At 65.3% G+C, this 20600-nt stretch carries 22 protein-coding genes; 9 read left to right on the top strand and 13 right to left on the bottom strand.

Annotation, left to right across the window (positions count from 1 at the left end; genetic code table 11):
• Positions 1-166: 166 nt before the first annotated feature.
• The gene (locus GCT19_RS08755; protein WP_018436982.1) at positions 167-1144 is read left to right on the top strand and encodes a LysR family transcriptional regulator; all 978 of its coding nucleotides are present in this window, start codon (positions 167-169) and stop codon (positions 1142-1144) included.
• Positions 1145-1286: 142 nt separating this feature from the next.
• Positions 1287-1841: a YaeQ family protein gene (locus GCT19_RS08750; RefSeq protein ID WP_026228986.1), complete on the top strand. Its 555-nt coding sequence runs from the start codon at positions 1287-1289 to the stop codon at positions 1839-1841.
• A gap of 45 nt (positions 1842-1886) precedes the next feature.
• Here GCT19_RS08750 and GCT19_RS08745 read toward each other — a convergent pair whose 3' ends face one another.
• Positions 1887-2312 (bottom strand): VOC family protein, encoded by a 426-nt coding sequence (locus tag GCT19_RS08745; RefSeq protein WP_152851657.1) that lies wholly within the window; start codon positions 2310-2312, stop codon positions 1887-1889.
• A gap of 436 nt (positions 2313-2748) precedes the next feature.
• On the opposite strand from GCT19_RS08745, the gene ada reads away from it, so the two are divergent.
• The 4 genes from ada to GCT19_RS08725 all read left to right on the top strand — a co-directional run bounded on the left by ada (position 2749) and on the right by GCT19_RS08725 (position 7400).
• Entirely contained in the window at positions 2749-3909 is a 1161-nt protein-coding gene (ada, locus tag GCT19_RS08740; RefSeq protein WP_152851836.1) for a bifunctional DNA-binding transcriptional regulator/O6-methylguanine-DNA methyltransferase Ada, read from the top strand.
• Positions 3906-4826, top strand: a complete 921-nt coding sequence (locus tag GCT19_RS08735; RefSeq protein ID WP_152851656.1) for a DNA-3-methyladenine glycosylase family protein — start codon at positions 3906-3908, stop codon at positions 4824-4826. Before ada ends, GCT19_RS08735 begins: the two co-directional genes overlap by 4 nt.
• A 217-nt stretch (positions 4827-5043) precedes the next feature.
• Entirely contained in the window at positions 5044-6660 is a 1617-nt protein-coding gene (gshA, locus tag GCT19_RS08730; protein WP_152851655.1) for a glutamate--cysteine ligase, read from the top strand.
• Positions 6661-6884: 224 nt separating this feature from the next.
• Positions 6885-7400, top strand: coding sequence for a hypothetical protein (locus GCT19_RS08725; protein WP_026228987.1), 516 nt, complete (start codon positions 6885-6887; stop codon positions 7398-7400).
• A gap of 51 nt (positions 7401-7451) precedes the next feature.
• Here the strand turns inward: GCT19_RS08725 and GCT19_RS08720 are convergent, their stop codons facing one another.
• Positions 7452-9014, bottom strand: a complete 1563-nt coding sequence (locus GCT19_RS08720; RefSeq protein WP_152851654.1) for a DHA2 family efflux MFS transporter permease subunit — start codon at positions 9012-9014, stop codon at positions 7452-7454.
• A 211-nt stretch (positions 9015-9225) separates the two neighbouring features.
• Positions 9226-9735 (bottom strand): MarR family winged helix-turn-helix transcriptional regulator, encoded by a 510-nt coding sequence (locus tag GCT19_RS08715; protein WP_013091006.1) that lies wholly within the window; start codon positions 9733-9735, stop codon positions 9226-9228.
• Positions 9736-9994: 259 nt separating this feature from the next.
• Between GCT19_RS08715 and GCT19_RS08710 the strand changes: the two genes are divergently transcribed.
• Together GCT19_RS08710 and GCT19_RS08705 are read left to right on the top strand one after the other, a co-directional pair.
• Positions 9995-10399: a hypothetical protein gene (locus tag GCT19_RS08710; protein ID WP_152851653.1), complete on the top strand. Its 405-nt coding sequence runs from the start codon at positions 9995-9997 to the stop codon at positions 10397-10399.
• A 258-nt stretch (positions 10400-10657) separates the two neighbouring features.
• Complete coding sequence (locus GCT19_RS08705) at positions 10658-12268, top strand: efflux transporter outer membrane subunit (protein ID WP_152851652.1); 1611 nt, start codon at positions 10658-10660, stop codon at positions 12266-12268.
• Between the two features lie 108 nt (positions 12269-12376).
• On the opposite strand, the gene GCT19_RS08700 is transcribed toward GCT19_RS08705, so the two are convergent.
• From GCT19_RS08700 to gspG, 8 genes are all read right to left on the bottom strand, one after another.
• Positions 12377-13156: a type II secretion system protein N gene (locus GCT19_RS08700; RefSeq protein WP_018436990.1), complete on the bottom strand. Its 780-nt coding sequence runs from the start codon at positions 13154-13156 to the stop codon at positions 12377-12379.
• A 28-nt stretch (positions 13157-13184) separates the two neighbouring features.
• Positions 13185-13688 carry a type II secretion system protein M gene (locus tag GCT19_RS08695; RefSeq protein WP_018436991.1) on the bottom strand — a complete coding sequence of 168 codons (504 nt, stop codon included), beginning with the start codon at positions 13686-13688 and terminating at the stop codon, positions 13185-13187.
• A complete protein-coding gene (gspL, locus tag GCT19_RS08690) occupies positions 13685-15094 on the bottom strand; it encodes a type II secretion system protein GspL (RefSeq protein WP_018436992.1) in 1410 nt (469 codons plus the stop codon). The genes GCT19_RS08695 and gspL overlap by 4 nt, the downstream gene beginning before the upstream one ends.
• A gap of 28 nt (positions 15095-15122) precedes the next feature.
• Complete coding sequence (gene gspK, locus GCT19_RS08685; protein WP_152851651.1) at positions 15123-16232, bottom strand: type II secretion system minor pseudopilin GspK; 1110 nt, start codon at positions 16230-16232, stop codon at positions 15123-15125.
• Between the two features lies 1 nt (position 16233).
• Positions 16234-16908: a PulJ/GspJ family protein gene (locus GCT19_RS08680; RefSeq protein WP_152851650.1), complete on the bottom strand. Its 675-nt coding sequence runs from the start codon at positions 16906-16908 to the stop codon at positions 16234-16236.
• Positions 16886-17278: a type II secretion system minor pseudopilin GspI gene (gene gspI, locus GCT19_RS08675; protein ID WP_152851649.1), complete on the bottom strand. Its 393-nt coding sequence runs from the start codon at positions 17276-17278 to the stop codon at positions 16886-16888. Before gspI ends, GCT19_RS08680 begins: the two co-directional genes overlap by 23 nt.
• Before the next feature lie 52 nt (positions 17279-17330).
• Entirely contained in the window at positions 17331-17870 is a 540-nt protein-coding gene (locus GCT19_RS08670; RefSeq protein WP_013090997.1) for a GspH/FimT family pseudopilin, read from the bottom strand.
• A gap of 118 nt (positions 17871-17988) precedes the next feature.
• Positions 17989-18453: a type II secretion system major pseudopilin GspG gene (gene gspG, locus GCT19_RS08665; RefSeq protein ID WP_013090996.1), complete on the bottom strand. Its 465-nt coding sequence runs from the start codon at positions 18451-18453 to the stop codon at positions 17989-17991.
• Positions 18454-18589: 136 nt separating this feature from the next.
• Here gspG and GCT19_RS08660 point away from each other — a divergent pair, with 136 nt between their 5' ends.
• The gene (locus tag GCT19_RS08660; protein ID WP_018438261.1) at positions 18590-19003 is read left to right on the top strand and encodes a type II secretion system protein N; all 414 of its coding nucleotides are present in this window, start codon (positions 18590-18592) and stop codon (positions 19001-19003) included.
• A gap of 76 nt (positions 19004-19079) precedes the next feature.
• Here GCT19_RS08660 and gspF read toward each other — a convergent pair whose 3' ends face one another.
• Together gspF and GCT19_RS08650 are read right to left on the bottom strand one after the other, a co-directional pair.
• On the bottom strand, positions 19080-20297 hold the full coding sequence (gene gspF, locus GCT19_RS08655) for a type II secretion system inner membrane protein GspF (RefSeq protein WP_013090994.1): 1218 nt from the start codon (positions 20295-20297) through the stop codon (positions 19080-19082).
• Positions 20298-20301: 4 nt separating this feature from the next.
• Positions 20302-20600, bottom strand: a 299-nt coding sequence (locus GCT19_RS08650) for an ATPase, T2SS/T4P/T4SS family (protein WP_456299579.1), incomplete at its 5' end; no start/stop codon positions are given.

Below are 20600 nucleotides of genomic sequence, written 5' to 3'. Positions count from 1 at the left end.
GAAAAGGCGCACCGGAAGTTCACAAAAGTCCACGAATGGTATGAGCCGTCCCAATAACTTTCCAATCCCTTTTTAGGCTTCTCCGATATCAGTTTCGATATGGCATCATGGAAACTTCGGAGGAAGAACGTACAAACATCGCTCGAAAAGACCTGGAGACCCTGCAATGACGCGTAGCTATTCGAACTGGTTCGTGCGCGCGCGGCTGAAGACGCGCCAGTTGCTGCTGCTTGCCGCGATGGAAGAGGAGGGCAACGTGCGCCGCGCGGCCGACGTGCTCGGCATGACGCAGCCGGCCGCGTCGCGCCTGCTGAAAGAACTGGAGGACATGCTCGGCGTGAGCCTGTTCGACCGCACACCGCACGGCATGCACGCGACGCTGTATGGCGAGGTGATGATCCGCCACGCGCGCATGGTGCTGTCGAACCTGAGCCAGGCACACGACGAAATCTCGGCGCTGCGCTCGGGGCTCGCGGGTCAGGTGCGCATCGGCGTGATCGCCGCGGCCGCCGCGACGATGGTGCCGCGCGCGATCGCGAGCGTGAAGGAGCGTTATCCGCAACTGCAGATTTGGACCGAAGTCGAGACCTCGGACGTGATGCTGCCGCGGCTCGCCGAAGGCGATCTCGACATCATGATCGGCCGCGTGCTGGAACGGCAGAACCAGTTCAAGACCGACGTGCGCTACGAACCGCTCGCCGACGAACCGTTGTGCGTGGTCGCGCGTCCCGGCCATCCGCTCGAAAACGAAACGGGTTTGACGCTGCGCGGTATCGTCAACGCGGCGTGGGTGCTGCATCCGCCCGGCAGCGTGCTGCGCCACCGCTTCGATCTGATGTTTTCGCAAATTGGCCTGAATCCGCCGCAGAACGTCGTCAATACGAACAACTTCCTCGCGATTTCGAGTCTGCTGCTGCAAAGCGACATGTTGGCTGTATTGCCCGATGAAGTGGCGCGTCAGTACCAACAGTACGGGGTATTGAAGCGTGTACCGATCGATTTACCGTGCAGGATGGACACATTCGGTATCATCACGCGCCAGTCGCATCTGTTATCTCCGGCGGCCGCTGTCGTGCTCGAGGCGCTGCGAGAGGCGGCTCGCGACGTGTACGGCACCGCCATGGAAGCAGCGGTGGCCCGGTAAATGCTTCCTTCCGTGTCATAGGCACCGGCTGACGGCGCGGGAGGAACAGACGATGTACAGCAAACACAAGAAACGGCAACGCGCCGTCGACGATTCATTTTCGCTGCGCTCCGGTGGAGCGAGCGCCTGGTTTAGCAACGGCATGGCTCTCAAATCGACGATATACAAGGCGGAATTGCAGATCGCGGACATGGACCGGCACTATTACGCCGACCATTCGCTGACGATCGCCCGTCACCCCTCGGAAACTGACGAACGGATGATGGTCCGCGTCGCCGCGTTTGCGCTGTTCGCGCAGGAGCGGCTGGAGTTTTGCAAAGGTTTGTCGGATGTCGACGAGCCGGATCTGTGGGCGAAGGATCTGACCGGCGCGATCGATACCTGGATCGAGGTCGGCCAGCCCGATGAGCGCCGTATCGCGAAGGCGAGCGGCCGGGCCAATCACGTGGTCGTGATCGCGTATGGCGGGCGCACCTCGGAAATCTGGTGGCAGGGTGTGCGCAACAAGGTCGAGCGCCTGCGCAACGTGACGGTCTGGACGCTCGGCGAGGACGTCGCGGCATCGCTCGGCTCACTCGCCGAGCGCACGATGCGGCTGCAATGCACCGTGCAGGACGGCGAAGCCTGGCTCGGCAGCGCCGAAGCCGATGCGGTGAAGATCGACTGGACCGTACTCAAAGCGCCCGCCGACGCCTGATGGCACAGGGTCTTAGCCGGCTTTTGCGCTGCTTCGTTGGCGCATTCAGAGCGACGTGAGTCGTGCCGCCTCCGGCGGCCCCTTCAGTTCGACCATGTTGCCCTCCGGGTCGAACAGATACAGCGACGGCCCGAATCCGTCCGCACCGTAACGCACCCCCTGTTCGCCGAGCCGCGCGCCATGCGCGCTCAGATGCGCCTTCAGCGCGTCGGCATCGAAGGACTCGACGCGCAGACACAGGTGATCCATGTTGCGCCCCGTGCCCGCCTCACCATTTTCCGCGCGATCGAGCTTCGCGCCGACCTGCAGCAGATCGATCAGCGATCGGCCCGCGCGCAGTTGCGTGAGGCCGAGTTCGCGCTGCTCCTTTTCAACGCTGCAACCGAGTACGTCGCAGTAAAAGCGCGCGAGGGATTCGACGTGCGTCGCCCGGATTACGACGTGGTCGATCTCGCGAATGTGGATTTTCATGTCGAACGCCCTTTCGCCAGTACGGAGAACCGATTAGGAAGTGTAGGAGAAAGGGCGGGGGCGGATCGGCGGGCAAAAAAAAAGCCCGCTCAATTGGAGCGGGCTGAATCCATATCAGGAGGAGACATGGAGGAGACAGGTACTAATATACACATCGGCTTGGTGCGACGCAATAACTTTTTAAGGGAAAACCCGACATCGTGCGAAATTGTCGCACTTTTGGGCAAAACGCCCGGCCGCGGGCCGTTCCGCGGCGCTTCATCCTACTAATTGCCGGGTTTGACCCCACTACGGATAAGGGCAAGCGCGACCGAATGACAGAGCAAGAACCGGCGCGTACTGTGTAGTGAAGGGGCCTAGATTGATGAGCATCGACACTGACTGCCCATCCGGGCCCCAGGACATCATGAACGCAACCACTCGCCATTCCACCCAAATGCGCACCTCCGCCGACGTCGACACCACCCAGTGGCGCACGGACGAGGAACGCTGGGACGCCGTCACCCACCGCGACCGCGATGCCGACGGTTCATTCTTCTACGCGGTCAGAACGACCGGGGTGTTCTGCCGGCCGTCGTGCGCGTCGCGCCAGCCGCGCCGCGAAAACGTCGCCTTTTTCACCGATGCCGCCGCCGCGCGCGCCGCGGGCTTTCGCGATTGCAAGCGCTGCCAGCCCGGCGGCCTGCCGCGCGAACTCGACATCGTCGCGAGGGCGTGCGCCGCGCTCGACGCCGATCCGCAGCAGCGCCTCACGCTCGCGCAACTCAGCGACGCCGTGCACGTGAGCCCGTTCCATTTGCAGCGCCTGTTCAAGCGCGTGGTCGGCGTGTCGCCGCGTCAGTACCAGGCCGCGCAGCGCGGCGCCGCGTTGCGCGATGCACTGCAGGGCGGCGCCGACGTCACGCGCGCGACGCTCGACGCCGGTTTCGGCTCGCCGTCGCGCATGTACGACAGCGCGCCGGCCGAGCTCGGCATGGCGCCGTCCGCGTACCGGCGCAAGGGCGCCGGGCTCACGGTGCGCTACGCGAGCGCGCCGACCTCGCTCGGCTTCGTGCTGGTCGCGGCGACCGATAAGGGCATCTGCAAGATCGGTTTCGGCGACGACACCGCGCTGCTGATCGACGAATTGCGTGGCGAGTTCGCGAACGCCGAGCTGCGCGAAGACGCCGGGCGGCTCGCGCCGTTCATCGCGCAGATCGACGCATATCTGCGCGGCACACGCCAGGACTTCGACCTGCCGCTCGATATCGCGTCGACCGCGTTCAAGCAGCGCGTGTGGGATGCGCTGCGGCGCATTCCGTACGGCGAGACGCGCAGCTACTCGCAGATCGCCGAGGCGGTCGGCTCGCCGCGCGCTGTGCGCGCCGTCGCGAGCGCATGCGCGACCAATCCGGTCGCGCTCGCGATTCCTTGCCATCGCGTCGTGCAGAAGGGCGGGGCGCTCGCCGGCTATCGCTGGGGGCTGCCGCGCAAGGCCGCCTTGCTCGACAATGAGGCTCAGCACGCAAGCGACGCTTCAGCCAGCGACGCGCCACGCCGTCGCGCAAGCCGCCCCGATGCCGACCCCCACCACTCCAAACTGGATCACGCCGCTTGAGCACGCTTAACGACGTCGCAACTCTCGAATTACCGTTCAAGGCACCGTTCGACTGGCCGCGGCTGCTGCGTTTCTTCAGCGGCCGCGCGACGCCTGGCGTCGAAGCCGTCGAAGACGGCGCGTATCGTCGCGCGATCGACTGGGACGGCGACAGCGGCACACTCAGCGTGCGCTTGCATCCGCGCAAGCGCTGCATCGTCGCTAGCATTGAAGGGCCGGCGAGCCGGCATGCCGATGCACTCGCCGCGCCAATCGCGAAGATGTTTGATCTGCGCACCGATCCGAAGAAGATCGCCGCCGGACTCGCCGCGGACCCGTGGCTCGCGCCGCTCGTCGCCGCGGTGCCTGGCCTGCGAGTGCCGGGCGCATGGTCGGGCTTCGAACTGGTGGTGCGTGCGATCGTCGGTCAACAGGTCAGCGTGAAGGCCGCGACGACCATCATCGGACGGCTCGTGCAGCGCGCGGGCCAACGCATCGACGGCCATCCGCACCAGAACACCGCGTGGCGTTTTCCGACGCCGGCCGCGCTCGCCGAAGTCGATCTCGCGCAGATCGGCATGCCTGGTAAACGCGTCGCCGCGTTGCAAGGCTTCGCGCGCGCGGTCGCGAGCGGCGACGTGCCGCTCGACAGCAGCGACACCGTCGACGCCGCAAGCCTGCGCGCTGCGTTGCTCGCGCTCGCGGGCATCGGCCCATGGACCGTCGAATACGTCGCGATGCGCGCATGGCGCGATCCCGATGCATGGCCCGCGTCGGATCTCGTGCTGATGCAATCGATCAGCGCGCGCGATCCTTCGCTGATACGGCCCGCGCAGCAGCGCAAACGCACCGACGCGTGGCGGCCCTATCGCGCGTATGCCGCGATGCATCTGTGGAACGAGGTAGCGGATCGGGCGGGCGCGGCACGCGGCGGGTAAGTTGAGCTGAGCGTCGTCACGACGCGTGATGGCGATGGCGTCGTTCAGCGTGACCTCGACGTACCCGCTCAAATCCCGCCGAAGCGGCCGCAAGCAGCCGTTCTGGCGAGATGTTAAAGTGCCCGCTACTGAAAATTCCGCCGAACGTTGTCAGCCGCTACATCGTCTGTGAATCGTCTGGCGATACACGGCGGCCGGCAACGCCCGACTTGCATCAATGCCAAACACCACACCATCCTGCACGACCGACGCGCTTTCGCACCGCCTGGCCGTGCTCGACTCGAGCCCGCAGCGCGATGCGCTGATACGCGGCCTGCGCGGCATCGAAAGGGAAAGCCTGCGCGTAACGCGCGACGGCCAGCTCGCGATGACGCCGCATCCTCGCGCGCTCGGCTCGGCGCTCACACATCCGTCGCTGACGACCGACTACTCCGAGGCACTGCTCGAGCTGATCACGTCGGCCGAGCAGGACGCCGCCGAAACGCTCGAGCAGCTCGACGTGCTGCATCGTTTCGTCTACGCGGAGCTCGGCGACGAGATCCTGTGGAACAACTCGATGCCGGGGCTGTTGCCCGCCACCGACGACGGCATTCCGATCGCGCACTACGGCACGTCGAACATCGGCAAGCTGAAGTACGTGTACCGGGTCGGCCTCGCGCTGCGCTATGGCCGCACGATGCAGTGCATCGCGGGCATTCACTACAACTATTCGCTGAACGAAGAAGTGTGGCGCCTGCTGCACGCCGATCAGCAATCCACCGCGAACGCCGTCGACTTCCAGTCCGACCGCTACCTCGCGCTGATCCGCAATTTCCGCCGCACGAACTGGCTGCTGATGTATCTGTTCGGCGCGTCGCCGGCGCTCGATCGTCGATTTCTCCGCGATCGCAAACACACGCTCGACACGTTCGACGCCGACACGCTTTATCGCCCGTACGCGACGAGCCTGCGCATGAGCGACCTCGGCTATTCGAACACGACCGCGCAAGCCGCGCTGCACGCCGACTACGACACGCTGCCCGGCTATCTTGACGCGCTCGCGAAAGCCGTGAGCCAGCCGTATCCCGCCTACGAGCAGATCGGTACGCAACGCGACGGCGAGTGGGTGCAGATCAACACCAACGTTCTGCAAATCGAAAACGAGTTCTATTCGACGATTCGTCCGAAACGCGTCACGTATCCGGGTGAGCGGCCGCTGCATGCGCTCGCCGTGCGCGGCGTGCAATACGTCGAAGTGCGTTGCATGGACATCGATCCGTTCGAGCCGAACGGCATTTCGCTCGAAACATCGCGCTTTCTCGACGCTTACCTGCTCGTGTGTGCGCTCGACGACAGCGCGCCGCTGCCTCCGCCCGCATACACCGAAGCGAATCAGAACTTCGGCCGCGTGACGATGGAAGGCCGCAAGCCGGGCCTCGATCTGGTTCGCGACGGCAAGCCGGTCGCGATGATCGACTGGGCCGACGAACTGCTCGTGAAAATCGACGCGGCGGCGGCCGTGCTCGATCGGTTGAAGGGCGGCGACGAACACGCGCGCGCGGTCGCCGCGCAACGCGCGAAGCTCGCGGACGTATCGCTGACGCCATCGGCGCGCGTGCTGCAAACGATGCGTGACCAGCAGCAGAGCTTCCTCGCGTTCGGCCTCGCGCAAAGTGAAGCGCACGCCGCGTACTTCCGCGCGCGTCCGCTCGATGCCGAACAGTCCAAGGCGTTTGCGGCCCTCGCGGTGCAATCGCTCGACGAACAGGCGAAGCTCGAACGCGAGGAGGTCGGTTCGTTCGATGCGTTCGTCGCTGCGTATCGGGCCTATACGCTCAATCGTTTCAGTGTCTGAGCGTTCGGACCACAGTGACTGCAGAAGTGATTCAAGCGGCCCATGTGGCCGCTTTTTCTTTGCCCCGAATCACACGCAGGTAACCTCTACGGATCGCGCTGTTAAGCCGTGCGTGGAATCGGCAAATACTCCGCGCGTCGTCGCGATTCTCTGATCTGGGTGAAACACCGCTTCGATGAGGTGGTCCAAAATGTTATGACAGGCTCCACAGCGGAGGTGGCGACGTGAAGAACAAAGCTCTGTTGGCCGCACTGTGTCTCGTAGCGACAGTGGGATGTTCAACGCAGGGTCAGGTCAATCCGGACGTCATGCAGATCGCGACCAAGCCGTTGACGTGTTCGAACAAGGCCGAATGCGACCTCTGGTGGCAACGGGCGCAAACATGGGTCGCAAGCCATTCGAAGTACGAGATCGAGACCGCTAACGACTCGCTGATCCAGACCGCCGGCCCCGACGGCGGCAAGCGCGCGCTCGCGTTTCAGATCACGCGCGCCGCGGGTCCCGATGGCACCGTTACGATCGGCTTTTCCGCACACTGCGACAGCTCGCTCGGCTGCAAGCCGAATCCTTGGGAAGCCGGTGCCGATTTCAAGCAGTATGTGAGAGGCACCACAGGCACAGCCGCCAGCGCGCCGCAAGGCAGTGCGACGCCATCGCAGAACGCACCCGATGCGACGCATCCGGAGACGATGCCCGGAAAGACCACTACGCTGCCGAATGGCGAGGCGATGTCGCAATAGCTGAAGCTGCGGCGGCAGCGGCGATACATTCGCCACTGCCGCGTGTTCGCTTCAGTGTCCTAATGAGGGCCCGGCGCCCTTGCGTGGCTTAGTGATCCACACGAGCACGGCCAGCACGATAAACGCCGCGGACGAGATGCGGAAAAAGTCATTGGTGGCCATCATGTACGCCTGGCTCGTCACCACCTGGTTCAACTGCGCGGTCAGGCCATCGCCGGACAGCCCGGCTCCCGCGAGCGCATTCGTATAGGCGTTGGTGTTCGCCGAATACGTGTTGACCGTATCGGCGAGCATCGCGTGATGATAGATCGTGTCGTTTTCCCAGAACGTCGTGCTGATCGCGGTGCCGATCGCGCCCGACAACGTGCGGAAAAAGTTCGACAGACCCGACGCGCTCGCAAGACGCTCGTCGGGCACGCTCGACAGCGTGATCGTCGTCATCGGCACGAAGAAGCACGCGACGCCGATGCCCTGCACGAGCCGCGGCAAGATCACGTGGCCGAACGGCACGTCGAGCGTGAACGTCGAGTTCCAGAACGACACGATCGCGAACACGATGAACGCGAAGCTCGCGACCATGCGCAAATTCAGCCGGTGCATGTTCTTGCCGATCATCGGCGATAAAAACAGCGCGAGCAATCCGACCGGTGCGGTGGCGAGGCCCGCGAGGCCGGCCGTGTAGCCCATCACCGTTTGCAGCCATAGCGGAAAGATCACGACCGAGCCAAAGAACGCCATGAAGCCGAACGAAATGATCACGACGCCAAGCGCGAAATTGCGATCCTTGAACAGCGACAGGTCGACGATCGGCTCCTCCTCGGTCAATTCCCACACGAGGAGAAACGCGATCGACACCAGCGCGATCACGGCGAGCGCGACGATGAACGTCGAGTTGAACCAGTCGCGGTCCTTGCCGAGATCGAGCATCATCTGCAGACACGACACGCCGGTCACGAGCAGCACGAGACCCACCACGTCGATGCGCTGGCGCGTCGTCCGGGTCTCGCGGCCCCGCAGCAGCAGATATGCGCAGAACGCCGAAAACAGGCCGATCGGAACGTTGATGTAGAAGATCCACGGCCACGTGAAGTGATCGGTGATATAGCCGCCCATCACCGGGCCGAAGATCGGCGCGCAGATCACGGTCATCGCCCATAAGCCTAGCGCGAGGCCACGTTTCTCGGGCGGGTAGGAGCGCATCAGGATCGTCTGCGACAGCGGCACCATCGGGCCGGACACCAGCCCTTGCGCAAGCCGGAATGCGATTAGCGATTCGAAGTTATGGGCGAAACCGCAGGCCGCCGACGCGATCGTGAATAGCAGCACCGACAACGTGAAGAGTCGTACCTCGCCGACGCGTCGCGCGAGCCAGCCGGTGAGCGGCACGGCGATCGCCGAAGCGACCGAGTACGACGAGATCACCCAGGTGCCCTGGCTGGCCGCGACGCCGAGGCTGCCGGAAATGGTCGGCACCGCGACGTTCGCAATCGAGGTGTCGAGCACCTCCATGAAGGTGCCGAGCGCAAGGCCGACGGTCAACAGCGCGAGCGTGCCGCCTTTGAGCGGAGCGGGTTCGGCTGCGGGCAGCGCGGCGTTGGGGGCCGTGGCATCCATAGGTTTGGTTCTCCTCAGGCGGAAAAGCTTGTCGTGGCAGCTTTATCAGGTCTTTCAAACACGATGCTTACATGCCACATCACCCTCTGCCCAGACAGATATCCAGTGACAATGATGCGTGGGAAAGGCGTCTCGTGATTGTCTTGCTAGTACTTCGTGATGAAGCGCCGCCGCCATCCGACGACGACCGCGCTTCGACGCATGCTTCGGCTCATCGCCGCGGTTCGTCCGGCGGTGGTGGCGGCGGTCCGCAACCCACGTCGGCTTCTCCCTCGGGACCGTTTGCGATGAAACGGGCGAGCAGGTGAATCAGCGTCGCGTGCTCCTCGGCGGTAAAGCCGCGCAGTTGGTCGTTCAGCACGGTCGCGCCCAGGTTCGGCAACTGCCGCGCGGCCTCATGGCCCTGTGGCGTCAGTTCCAGCTTCACCATGCGTCGGTCGTCGTTGCTACGCGTGCGCACGACGAAGCCTTTCTTTTCCAGGCGATCCAGCAGTCGCGTCATCGAGCCGCTGTCGTACGACATTGCGCGCGACAGCTCGAAAGGCGTGCTCGCGCGTCTCGACGACAGCATCAGAATCACGCCGATCTGCTGCGCGGTGAGCCCGAGCGGCTTGACCGCACGGTCCGTGCGCTCGACCAGCACATTGCGCGCTTTCGTCAGATAGTAGCCAAGACTGCTCGTCAGCTCGACTTCGTCCGCTTTGTAGGGGCCATCAACCATGGGGTATCCGAAACATCCAGGCAAGACGAAGTTTAGCTGCCTAAGCAGACAAGTCAAATCACATTTTGCGGTGCGCAACCAGCCAACCTAAAAACAACAGTCGAATCATTTGCGCCGCACAGTATCTTGAAATTTGCTTGCCTGGTCAATATTATGACAAGCAATGAGTTTCGCGCGTTCTGCGCCATTCGAGACCATGCTCTGACCGATCGACCGCACGCCGCTCACTTCGCGAGGTGCGCCAAAGGATTTCCCCCCAATGCTGTACCTCAAAAACACGCTTGGCGGCCTCAGCCGCTCACTGACCGATTCCGCACTCCATAGCTTTCAGGGCCGGCACCGCTGGTGGAAGCTCGCATTATTCGCGGGACTGTTCGTGCTGCCGGGAGGGTCGGTGGGTGTCGCGCTGCTCGCTTGGGCCGAGCGTCGACGGGAAACGAAGCGGGCGAAGAAGGGCAACGCCATGGTCGCGGAATCCAGCGAGATCGTATTGCCGAAGGACAGCTTCGCGATTGTGCCGGAAAAGGTCGTCGCTGCGACGGCCGGCAGCGGCAACGCTTGCCTCGCATCCGGCGGGGCGTCATGCCGGGCCTCGGCTGGCAAGCTCGCGTGCCAGCATCAGCGTCAACGCCAGCAGGCCCAATCCGCAGAAACGAGGCTCTGAAGGCGCATCGATTCGCCGCGGACTTTTCTCGCCATCTGAACCACCGCAAACCCGCAGCCCCTCGCGCTGCCGGTAACAACGCGTAACCATCGCGGCACGGCAAGTAACACACCTGCGCGCCGCCTCGCATTAACCTTTCAGCTTTCAGTTTCCCGCGCTCGCGCGGGCCCATACGCTAACATTCCGGCAGACCACGATCTCGCCCGGCCGGTGGCGCCGTTCCCGGCCATACCGCGGCGTCCAGAAGGAATTCATTGCATGCAGTCTGTTCGAATCTCGCGCGCGCGGGCAATTGCGCCGCGCGTCCTGTCCCTTGCCGTCAGCGTGGCCTGCGCGGCACTCGTCGCCGCCTGCGCGGTCGGCCCGAACTATCAACGGCCGGCCACCGAGATCCCCGCGTCGTTTAAAGAAGCCGCACCGGGCTGGAAAGTCGCCGAACCCGCCGATCAACACGACCGCGGCGACTGGTGGGCGATCTACGAAGACCCGAAGCTCAACGAACTCGAAGACAAGCTCAACGCCGCCAACCAGACGATCGCGCAATTCGCCGCGAACTACCGGCAGGCGCGCGCGCTCGTTGGAGAAGCGCGGGCCGCGTACTTCCCGGTCATCGGTGCGTCGGCGGGTGCGACCCGCTCGGGCAACGGCACGCAGACCGGTGGCAATGCGACGACGGCGACCAGTCGCGAGGGCATCAATAACAGCTTCAACGTCCAGATGACGGCAAGCTGGGAGCCGGACCTGTGGGGCTCGGTCACGCGCTCGGTCAACGCACAGAAAGCCGGCCAGCAGGGCGCGGCCGCCGACCTCGCGAACGCGCGCCTATCCGCTCAGGCCACGCTCGCGCAGACCTACTTCCTGCTGCGCGCGCTCGACTCCACGCAGAAGCTGCTCGACGACACCGTCCTCGCCTATCAGCGCTCGCTGCAGCTCACGCAGAATCAGTACGCGGCCGGCGTCGCCGCGCGCTCGGACGTGATCCAGGCGCAAACGCAGCTGCAATCGGCGCAGGCCGCCGCGATCGACAACGGCATCCAGCGCGCGCAGGACGAGCACGCGATCGCGGTGCTGATCGGCGTGCCCGCGTCGATGTTCTCGCTGCCGCCGATGCCGCTCACCGCGACGCCGCCCGCCGTGCCCGCGCAGATGCCGTCCGCGCTGCTCGAACGCAGGCCGGATATCGCATCGGCGGAACGCAAGGCCGCGGCGGCGAACGAGCAGATCGGCGTGGCGATCGCCGCGTTCTTCCCGTCGCTGACGCTGTCGGCGACCGGCGGCTTCGAAAATTCGGTGTTCTCGCAATTGTTGTCGTTGCCGTCGCGCTTCTGGACGCTCGGCCCGCAACTGGCCGGGACGATCTTCGACGCCGGCCTGCGCAAGGCGCAAACCGAGGCCGCCCGCGCCACCTATGACGCGGATGTCGCGACCTATCGGCAGACGGTGCTCGCCGCGTTCCAGGACGTCGAGGACAACCTCGCGTCGCTGCGCATCCTCGAGCAGGAAATCGTCGTGCAGCGGCAGGCGGTCGACTCGGCGCGCCAGGCGCTCGCCATCGTGACGAACGAGTACAAGGCGGGTACGGTCGGCTTCGTCAATGTGCTGACCGCGCAGACCACGGCGTTCACGGCCGAACAGAAGCTCGAGAACATCGCCGGGCAGCGGATGGTGTCGTCGGTGGGCCTGGTGAAGGCGCTCGGCGGCGGCTGGGATGCGTCGCAGATGAATCGCGAGACCGGCGATGTCGCGGCGCCCGCACCGCTGCCTGCATCGGCTCCTGCGGCTGCGGCTGCGACGGTCGGCGCTGCGTCCATCGCACAGAGCAGCGCGCGAGCCGCGGACGCGCCGCAAGCGCGGGTGCAAAGCAAATAATTGCCCGCTGCGCCCGCCGCGCAGCATCACCACAAAAGAGAAGAGGCATGACCGCGACCCGCGGCCATGCCCCTTTTTTTTCATCGCGCCATGCGCGCGAAGCGCACCTCAGTGCATGAACGTGAGCGCCACCGTATCTGGCCCGCTCGGCCGGCCAAGCAGATTCAGCAGGCCCGCGAGGTTATCGTGCTGTTCCGGCGCGGCGCTCGCCGTGCCATGAAACGACGTCGATGCGGCCGACACCGTGCCGCTGCCGGTCAGCGTCAACGGGCCCTTGATCGTACTCAGATCGAGCGCCGACGACTTGCCCTGCGCCTGGAATCTGACCCGGTACGACCCGAGCGGCTTGACGAGCGACACGCGTGAGCTGACGTCGTCGAGCGTCATCGTCAGTTGGCCGAACGCTTCGCCGTTGAAACTGCGCCAGTCGGTCCACGACAGCTGCACGTTGCCCTGCAGATCGAGCGTGTTGAATGGCGCGCCCAGCCCCGCGAGCAGCGACGCCGGCACCGCGAGCAGGCCGGGCGTAACGGTCGCGCCGCGCGGCGTCGCATCGACGGTGATCGGGTCCGGCATTGCCTCGCTATGACGCATGACCATGCGCACCCGGCCGGTAAAAAGCGGCCAGAACCCAGTGCGCCATTCGATCCGCCCAGGCAGCAGCGTCGCCGCGCTCATATCGGAGCCGGCGGCCAGCATCAGCGTCGCCGAGCCGTGCCACAGTGAGCCCTCGGCGTCGACGAGATTGACGTGCCCATGCGTTTGCCGCGCGAACTGCGGCGTAATCCAGGCGGCCGGCAGCAACGCGAGCGTCACCGCCGCCACCGACAAAACGGCGACCACCAGCCACGGCAGCGCCCTACGCAGGCGCCACATCCAGTAATTCATGCGAGATCCTGTAGCGAGCGGCGCGTCGTTATTTCGCGGTTGACGGTTGCAGCGCGACCGTCAGATCCACCTGGCCGTCGTCTTTCAACGCGGTGATGTGCGCCTCGGAGACCTGCACCTTGAACTGCTTGCGCACGTCATCGACCCATGTGGTCCAGGCCGGAAACGCCACGTTTTTCATCTGCACCTGTACCGCGTTGCCGACGAACTGCACCTGCGTCGCGGCGAGGCCATGCTCGCCGAGCGATGCGGAGAGCGCATCCTTCAGCGCCGCGCCGGTCGGCGCGACACCTTGCGCGGCCGCGGATAACGAACGCGCCTCGTTCGCCTGCGCGGTCATCTGAGCAAGCTGCCGCTGCAGGCTGGGCAGCGATTCCCGCAGATGCGCGCGGCCTTCCTGCGCGGGCGCCCATAGCACCGACCACGCGATCGCCACGGCGAGCGCGGCGCCACCCCACGTCAGCAGCGCCTTTTCGCGATCGGTGCGCTGGTCCCAGAAGCCAGCCCAGGTTTGAGCGAGTTGAGCTTTCATTGTCCGTTCCTGATGGTCCACTTGCCGGTGCTGCTGTCGATCGCGCCAGTCAGGCCATTGCGCGCGAGGCGCTTGGCGAAGTCGGGGTCGACCTTGATCGCGGGTTTGAAGGTCACGTCGAGGCGGTGCTCGTGATAGTCGAGCGCGGCGATGCCGTTGACGGGCAGTGGCGACAGCGAGCGTGCGAGGCCGTCGGCGAGCGATAGAAAATCCTCCGGCGACAGCTCACCCGCCGCGACGCGCAGCTGTTGCAACTGACGCGCCATCTGATCGGGCGCGTCGAGTACGACGGTCGTCTTCGGGAACGTGTTGAGCAGCAGCTCCGTCATCTGCGTGTTGATCGCGTCGCGCTGACGCGCGAGCATCAGCCACTGCACGTTCGCGCCGATGATCGCGACGACGAGCGCGGCGACCGCGAGCACGATCGGCAGACGCAGACGCCGCAGCGTCGCACGATCGAGACGCCACGGCTGCGACGCGAATTCGAACTGGCACAGGTCGAAGCGGCATTCGAGCGCGCGCCGCGCGAGCTGCTCGAACGGCAGCGGACTCGCGCCGTGGATATGCGAGGCGAGCCGCGCGGGACTCGTCGTGGGATGGTTCGGCTCATTACCCGGCACCTCGGTCAGCATGTACAGCGACACCGGCGCCGCTCCCGCTAGCGCGGAGAGCGTCGCGTTCACCGCATTGGCCGGTGCCGCGAGACCCTCGCCCTGCACGCCGCGCGCAATCGCCAGTTCGACGCGCGGCACGCCGCTGTCGACCGCGCCTTCGACCAGCAGCGCGGGCGCGGTCTGCACGACCGCACCGAGCACCGCGGCCACCATCGGCACGATGGACGGCGCTTCGGGCGCGACTACCGGGGCGACGCCCGGCAGCGACGTCGCCACGTTCGCCGCGCCGGCCATCACCGGCTCGCGCACTTCGACTGTTTCGTCGACGTTCGCGGCAGCTTCGGTCACCGGCGCCGGCGGCAGGCAACGCGTGACCGGCACCGCCCGCAGACTGCGATGACCGGCCGCCGTGAACGCCTCGCAGATGAATCGGAACCAGCCGCGATCGATGATCGCGAGCAGGTGCCGGCCTTCCCCAAGCCCCTGCGGATCGACCGCGATATGGCATGTCTGCGGGTCCTGGATCAGTTGATCCTCGACGATATTGGGCAGCGCCTGGCGCAGCTTCGGGCCGCGCAGCGGCGGCAGCGTCGCGGGCATCAGCAGCAGGTCGCGCGCGGCGACCATCAGCACCGTCGTGTTCGCGCGCGGCAGCAGCGCGAGCGCCGAGCGGCCGGCGCGCTGCGTGCGCCCGGCCTTGTCGAGCAGCACGAACGGCAGCTCGGGCAGTTGCCACTCCTGCGAGGGCACCGCCGGATCACGCGGCGGCAATAGGACGATCAGCGTGCTCAAAGGCCACTCTCTCTGTGGATTGCGATATTCATAGTTGGTCTTGTACCCGCACGATACGCGTAGTGTGAGTCAGCGGATCGCGATAGACGAGCGTCGTGCGATCCACTTCGGCGCGCTCGTGCTGCACACTGCCGTGGACTAAAAAGTAGCTCGAATTGACGTCGAACTGATTCGGATCGATCGACGCCGATTGCACGCCGGCGGCGGTCAGCGCGAGCTGCACGTCACCGGCGTTGCGGAAAAACACGGTCTGGCGCCGCGCGACCAAGGCCTGCGCCTGCGACACGGTCATGCCCGGCACCACCGCCGCGATCACTTCAGCCGACGCGGTGTTCATGTTGATCGCGGTGACCGTCGGCAGCACGGTGACGAACGGCCGCAGCTTTGCGACGATCTCCGGCGTATAGCCCGGAATGTCGAGCAGCGAATCGACGCCGATCATCAGCAGCGGCGCGACCGCGACGTTATCGTCGCCGTCCTCGATGCCGGGCTGGTTCGTGAAGTTGCCGCCCGTCATACCGCCGCCGCCGACCTGCGGCGAGCTGCTGATCGAGGTGCCGGTCTGAAAGCGCGTCGCCGATTGCGACAGCCCCGCGCGCACGTGCAGCGCGGTCACTTTGGCGAGCTGCCCGCTCAGGCCGAGCGACACCAGCAGGCGCTGATACGCGGCCATCTGCTCGGCGCTGATTTGCGTCACGCCGGGCGCCGGACTCGCTACCAGATTGCGCAGATTGAATCTGGACTGCGCATCCTCGATCGAGCCCGACAGGTACGTGGCCGCGCCTTGCTCAGCGCGCACCTCGCCGATCTGGCCGAGAAAATCCGACAGCCGCGTTTTCGCGATCGGCACGCCCCACAAGCCGCCCAGATACGTGATGCCCGCCGACGTGTCGCCTTCGGAGCGCAGGATCAGCCGGGTCCAGTCGAGCGCGCCGCGCGCGACCCATTGGGCCTGCGACAGCAGCCGCTGATTCTCGATGCGGCGGATCTGCACCTGCTGGCGCCACAACATGCCGGACACGAGGATCGCCGACAGCGCGACGACGAGCAGCGCGCTGATGATGGCCGCGCCGCGCTCGCGTGCACGTGCGCGAGAAGCGGATGCGGACTTCTTCGGCAACGACGAGGAGAACGTCATGTCATTCTCCGACCAGGAAAACGCGCGTGATCGGCTGTGCGAGCGATGTCGCGCCGATGCTGACCTGGAGCCCCGTCACCGAACGCGGCATCGGCGCATTGCCGAGCTGCGGCACCTTCAGGTTGTTGACGGCTTCGTTCATTGCGGTTTGTACGTCGTTCATCTGGATGGTCCAGCCGAGCTTCGGCACGTACATGCGCGCCGAGATCGAGCCGACGCCGCCCATCAGCGGCACCGCGCTCCAGCCTTCGTCGCTGCCGTGCAACGCGCGCCGCAGGTCGCCGACGTTGCCGAGCGGCGGCGACGCATAGCGCACCACCCGGCCGTTCGAGATCTGATAGCGCACCACCTGCAGACGCGGCGCGGTGGCCGGCAGCACCATGTGCCGCACGATCTGCAGCGTGTTGCCGGAGACCGAGACCGCGGTCTGGCTGGCCTCGTCGTCGCTGGCGGCCTGGCGCGCGTCGATGCGCATCTGGTCGAACAGCTGCGCGAACACCCGCTCGTCTTCCATCGCGTTCGTGATCGTCGTGCGGGCGCGGATGATCTGATCGAGCCCGCGCCACGACAACACGGCGATCACCGCGAGGATCGCGATCGCGACCAGCAGTTCGATCAGCGTGAAGCCGCGCGCGCCGTAACGGCGGCGGCGCTCACAGCGAGCGGTTGTTTTCATTCGCGACCACCGTGACCATCCGGGCGAGATTGCCGGACTGGCCAGGCATCGTCACCATCACTTCGACACGGCGAAACACCGGATTCGGCGTCGCCGTCACATGTTCAGTACAGCGCAGCTGCAGATTGCCTTGCGAGCAATCGAAGCTCGTCGAGCCGATGTTGGGCCATGCATGCTTCAGATGCAGGTCCGCGAGCGCGTTGTCCGCGCTCCAGCCGGCGAGCAGACGCCGGTGCAGATCGGCTTCGCCGCTCGCCAGACTGCCGACCGCGCGCAGCGACGCGGCAAGCGCGACCGCGATGATGGCGAGCGCGACCAGCACCTCGATCATCGTGAAGCCGCGCTCATTGCGGCACGCGATAGGGCGCATGTTGAAGAGAGGAGAGGCATGGGCGGCCCTGCCAGAACGACGCATCCGCATGTCAGCGCACCTCGTAGCGGCCATTGCCGGTACTGACGATCGTCGCCTGTCCGGCCGCCGAAAACAGCGTGACCTGCACCGGCACGTCGATCGCCTCGGTACCGAACACGATGCGATCCGCGTGCGAATCCGAGCCCGGATAACTGATCGCGACACCGGTCACGCCACCTTCCCACTTACGCGGCCCGAGCAGATCGTCGCGCAACGGACGCCAGCCGTCCTGGGTGCGCTGATCGAAACGGAAGCCGCCCTCGAACGGCTGCCACGCGATCGGCCGCGCGCGCACCTGCGCTTCGTCGCCAGCCGATTCGAACAGCAGCGCGAGACGCTGCGCTTCTTCGTTCAGATCGGTGCGCGGATTGCGGGTCATCGTAAGCGCGGTCAGCGACACGAGCAGGCCCGCGATCACGAGCACGACCATCATTTCGAGCAGCGTGAAGCCGGCCGCGCGGCCGCGGCGTGGCCGGGAGCGCGGCCGCGAAGCCGTACACGGAGTGTCCACACGGGACTTGCAAGCGGACGTTCGCATAATGCCGGCCATCGACGATCAACGAATATTCAAACAGCAATGCATCGGTGAAACCAGCGGCCAACCCAGTAACAAAGAGGGCGCGTGCGTGAACATCATCGAGCCTGGCGGGATGCTGGGTTCGCCGTGCCTATTGCCACGACCCGACGTCGGAATCGTTGCCTTCGCCGCCCGGTTTGCCATCGGCGCCGTAGCTGAACACATCGATCTCACCGTGCACGCCCGGATTCAGATACTGATACGCGTTGCCCCACGGATCGTTCGGCAGACGCTCGAGATAGCCGCCGTCCTTCCAGTTGTTCGGCACCGGGTCGGTGCTCGGCTTTTCGATCAGCGCGCGCAGGCCTTGCTCCTGGGTCGGATAACGGCCGTTGTCGAGGCGATAAAGCTTCAACGCCTGCATCACGGTGCCGATATCCTGCTTTGCGGCGACGCGCCGCGCTTCGTCCGGACGGCTCATGATCTTCGGCACGATCAGCGCGGCGAGAATGCCGAGAATCGCGATCACGACCATGATTTCGATCAGCGTGAAACCGCGTTGACGACGGCCGCGTGAACCCGCGTTGTCAGCGCGGCGAATGGTCGACAGTTGCATAGCTTGCTACCTCTTTTCAGGTGAAATTTTCGGCTCAGGTTGTCAGATTGAACACGCCGGGCCGGTCATTTTAATGTCATGTAGTTGAAGGCTTTCAACCCACCGCAATTTTCACAATAGTCCGTACAATGTGCGCATGAACGCCATCCAAATCCGCCTCTTGTCGCTCGCGCTGTTCGCCGCTTTCTGCGCGACGCTGACCTACTGGGTCATCACGCTCACTACGATGTCCGGCGCGCCGCTACCGGCAGCCGCCGCACACGCGCAGGTCTCGACCGACCAGGCCGCGACGCTGTTCGGCGGACAGCTCACGCGCAACGTCAATCAGGACATCCATCTGTTCGGCATCCTCGCGTTGAGCGAAGGCGCCGCGGCGATCGTCAGCGTCGGTGGCGAGCCGCCGCACGCGGTGTCGCTCGGCAGCACGCTGATGCAAGGCACCAGGCTCTCCGAAGTTCGCGCCCGCTCGATCATCATCGACCGCAACGGCGCACACTCGGAAATCTTCCTGCCCGCCAATTCCAGCGGTCCCACCATTTACGTGCGCTGAATCCTGAAGCGGTTGCGCGGCCGATACGGCACGCCGCGCAAATCCTTTCTCTTCCTTCCTCGCGGTACGGCTACCGCTACTGCACGAGGTTGTTCAGCTCGATGATCGGCAGCATCACCGCAAGCACGATCACCAGCACCACGCCCCCCATCGCCAGAATCAGCAGCGGCTCGAGCAGGCTCGTCAGGAACATCGTGCGACGCTCCAGCTCGCGCGCCTCGCCGTCGGCCGCGCGATCGAGCATCGTCGTCACGTCGCCGGTCGCTTCACCCGAGCGGATCAGGTGCACGAGCACCGGCGGAAACGTCTTCGTATTGCCGAGCGCGCGCGACAGCGACGTGCCTTCGCGCACCCGCACGATCGCATCGTCGATGTTCTCGCGCATCGCGTTGTTGCTGAGCGTATCGGCCGCGGCCTGCAACGCGCGCAGGATTGGCACGCCCGCCGCAGTGAGAATGCCGAGCGTGCTGGCGAAGCGCACGGTGTTATAGCCGCGCACGAGCTTGCCGAGCAGCGGCGCGGTCAGCAGCCAGCGGTCGAAGGCGAGACGCGGCCCCGGTTGCCTGAGCGTCGCGCGCACCAGATACACGACCACGATCACGCCGATCAGCATCGCCCACCACCAGTGCCGCACGAACCCGGACAGCGCCATCATCATGATCGTCAGAAACGGCAGTTGCTGCTTCGTGCTCGCGAACACGTTGACGACCTGCGGCACCACATAGCTGAGCAGGAACGTGACGATGCCGAACGCGATGATCGTGACGATCGTCGGATACGTGAACGCCAGCACGATCTTCTGCTTCAGCGCATTGCGCTGCTCGATGTAATCGGCGAGCCGCGACAGCACCAGGCCGAGCTTGCCCGTGTGCTCGCCGGCCGCGACGAGCGCCCGGTAGATTTCGGGGAAATCCTTCGGATGCTGCTGCAGCGCGTTCGCAAGCGAGTGACCACCGAGCACTTCGGCGCGAATCGCCGCCATCAGCTCGCGGATGTAGTCGCGCTCCGACTGCTCGGTCAGCACCGAGAGCGCTTCGTCGAGCGGCAGGCCCGCGATCAGCAGACTCGCGAGCTGCCGCGTCAGAATGGCCTGCTCGCGCTGCGATAGACGACGGCCAAGCGCGAGCCGCTGATTGCGCTCGCCGCGCGTGCGCGACGCCGCCGGTTCGACGACTAGCGGCGTGAGTCCCTGCGAGCGCAGGTTGGTGCGCGCGCCGCGTGCACTGTCGGCGTCGAGCACGCCTTTTTGTGCCTTGCCCGCCGCGTCGATCGCTTCAAAACGGAATGCCGGCATGCGCTTATGCTCCGCCCGTCACGCGAATCACTTCTTCGAGCGACGTCAGTCCCGACGCGAGCCAGCGCTCCGAATCCTCGCGCAGCGTGCGCATGCCTTGGGAGCGGCCCGCTTCGAGAATTTCGGCATCGGCCGCGTTGCGGTGGATCAGCGAGCGGATCGATTCGTCGATCAGCAACAGCTCGTAGACGCCGCGGCGTCCCGCGTAACCCGACTGGCCACAACGGTCGCAGCCGACCGGATGCCAGCGCTTGCTGCCGTCCTCTTCGGTGCGCTCTTCGCGGCACACCGGGCACAGGCGCC

Source organism: Paraburkholderia atlantica, from assembly GCF_009362785.1.
Taxonomy (GTDB): Bacteria; Pseudomonadota; Gammaproteobacteria; order Burkholderiales; family Burkholderiaceae; genus Paraburkholderia; species Paraburkholderia atlantica.
The sequence above is the reverse complement of the archived record's forward strand: the minus strand, read 5'-3'. Positions and strand labels throughout refer to the sequence as shown.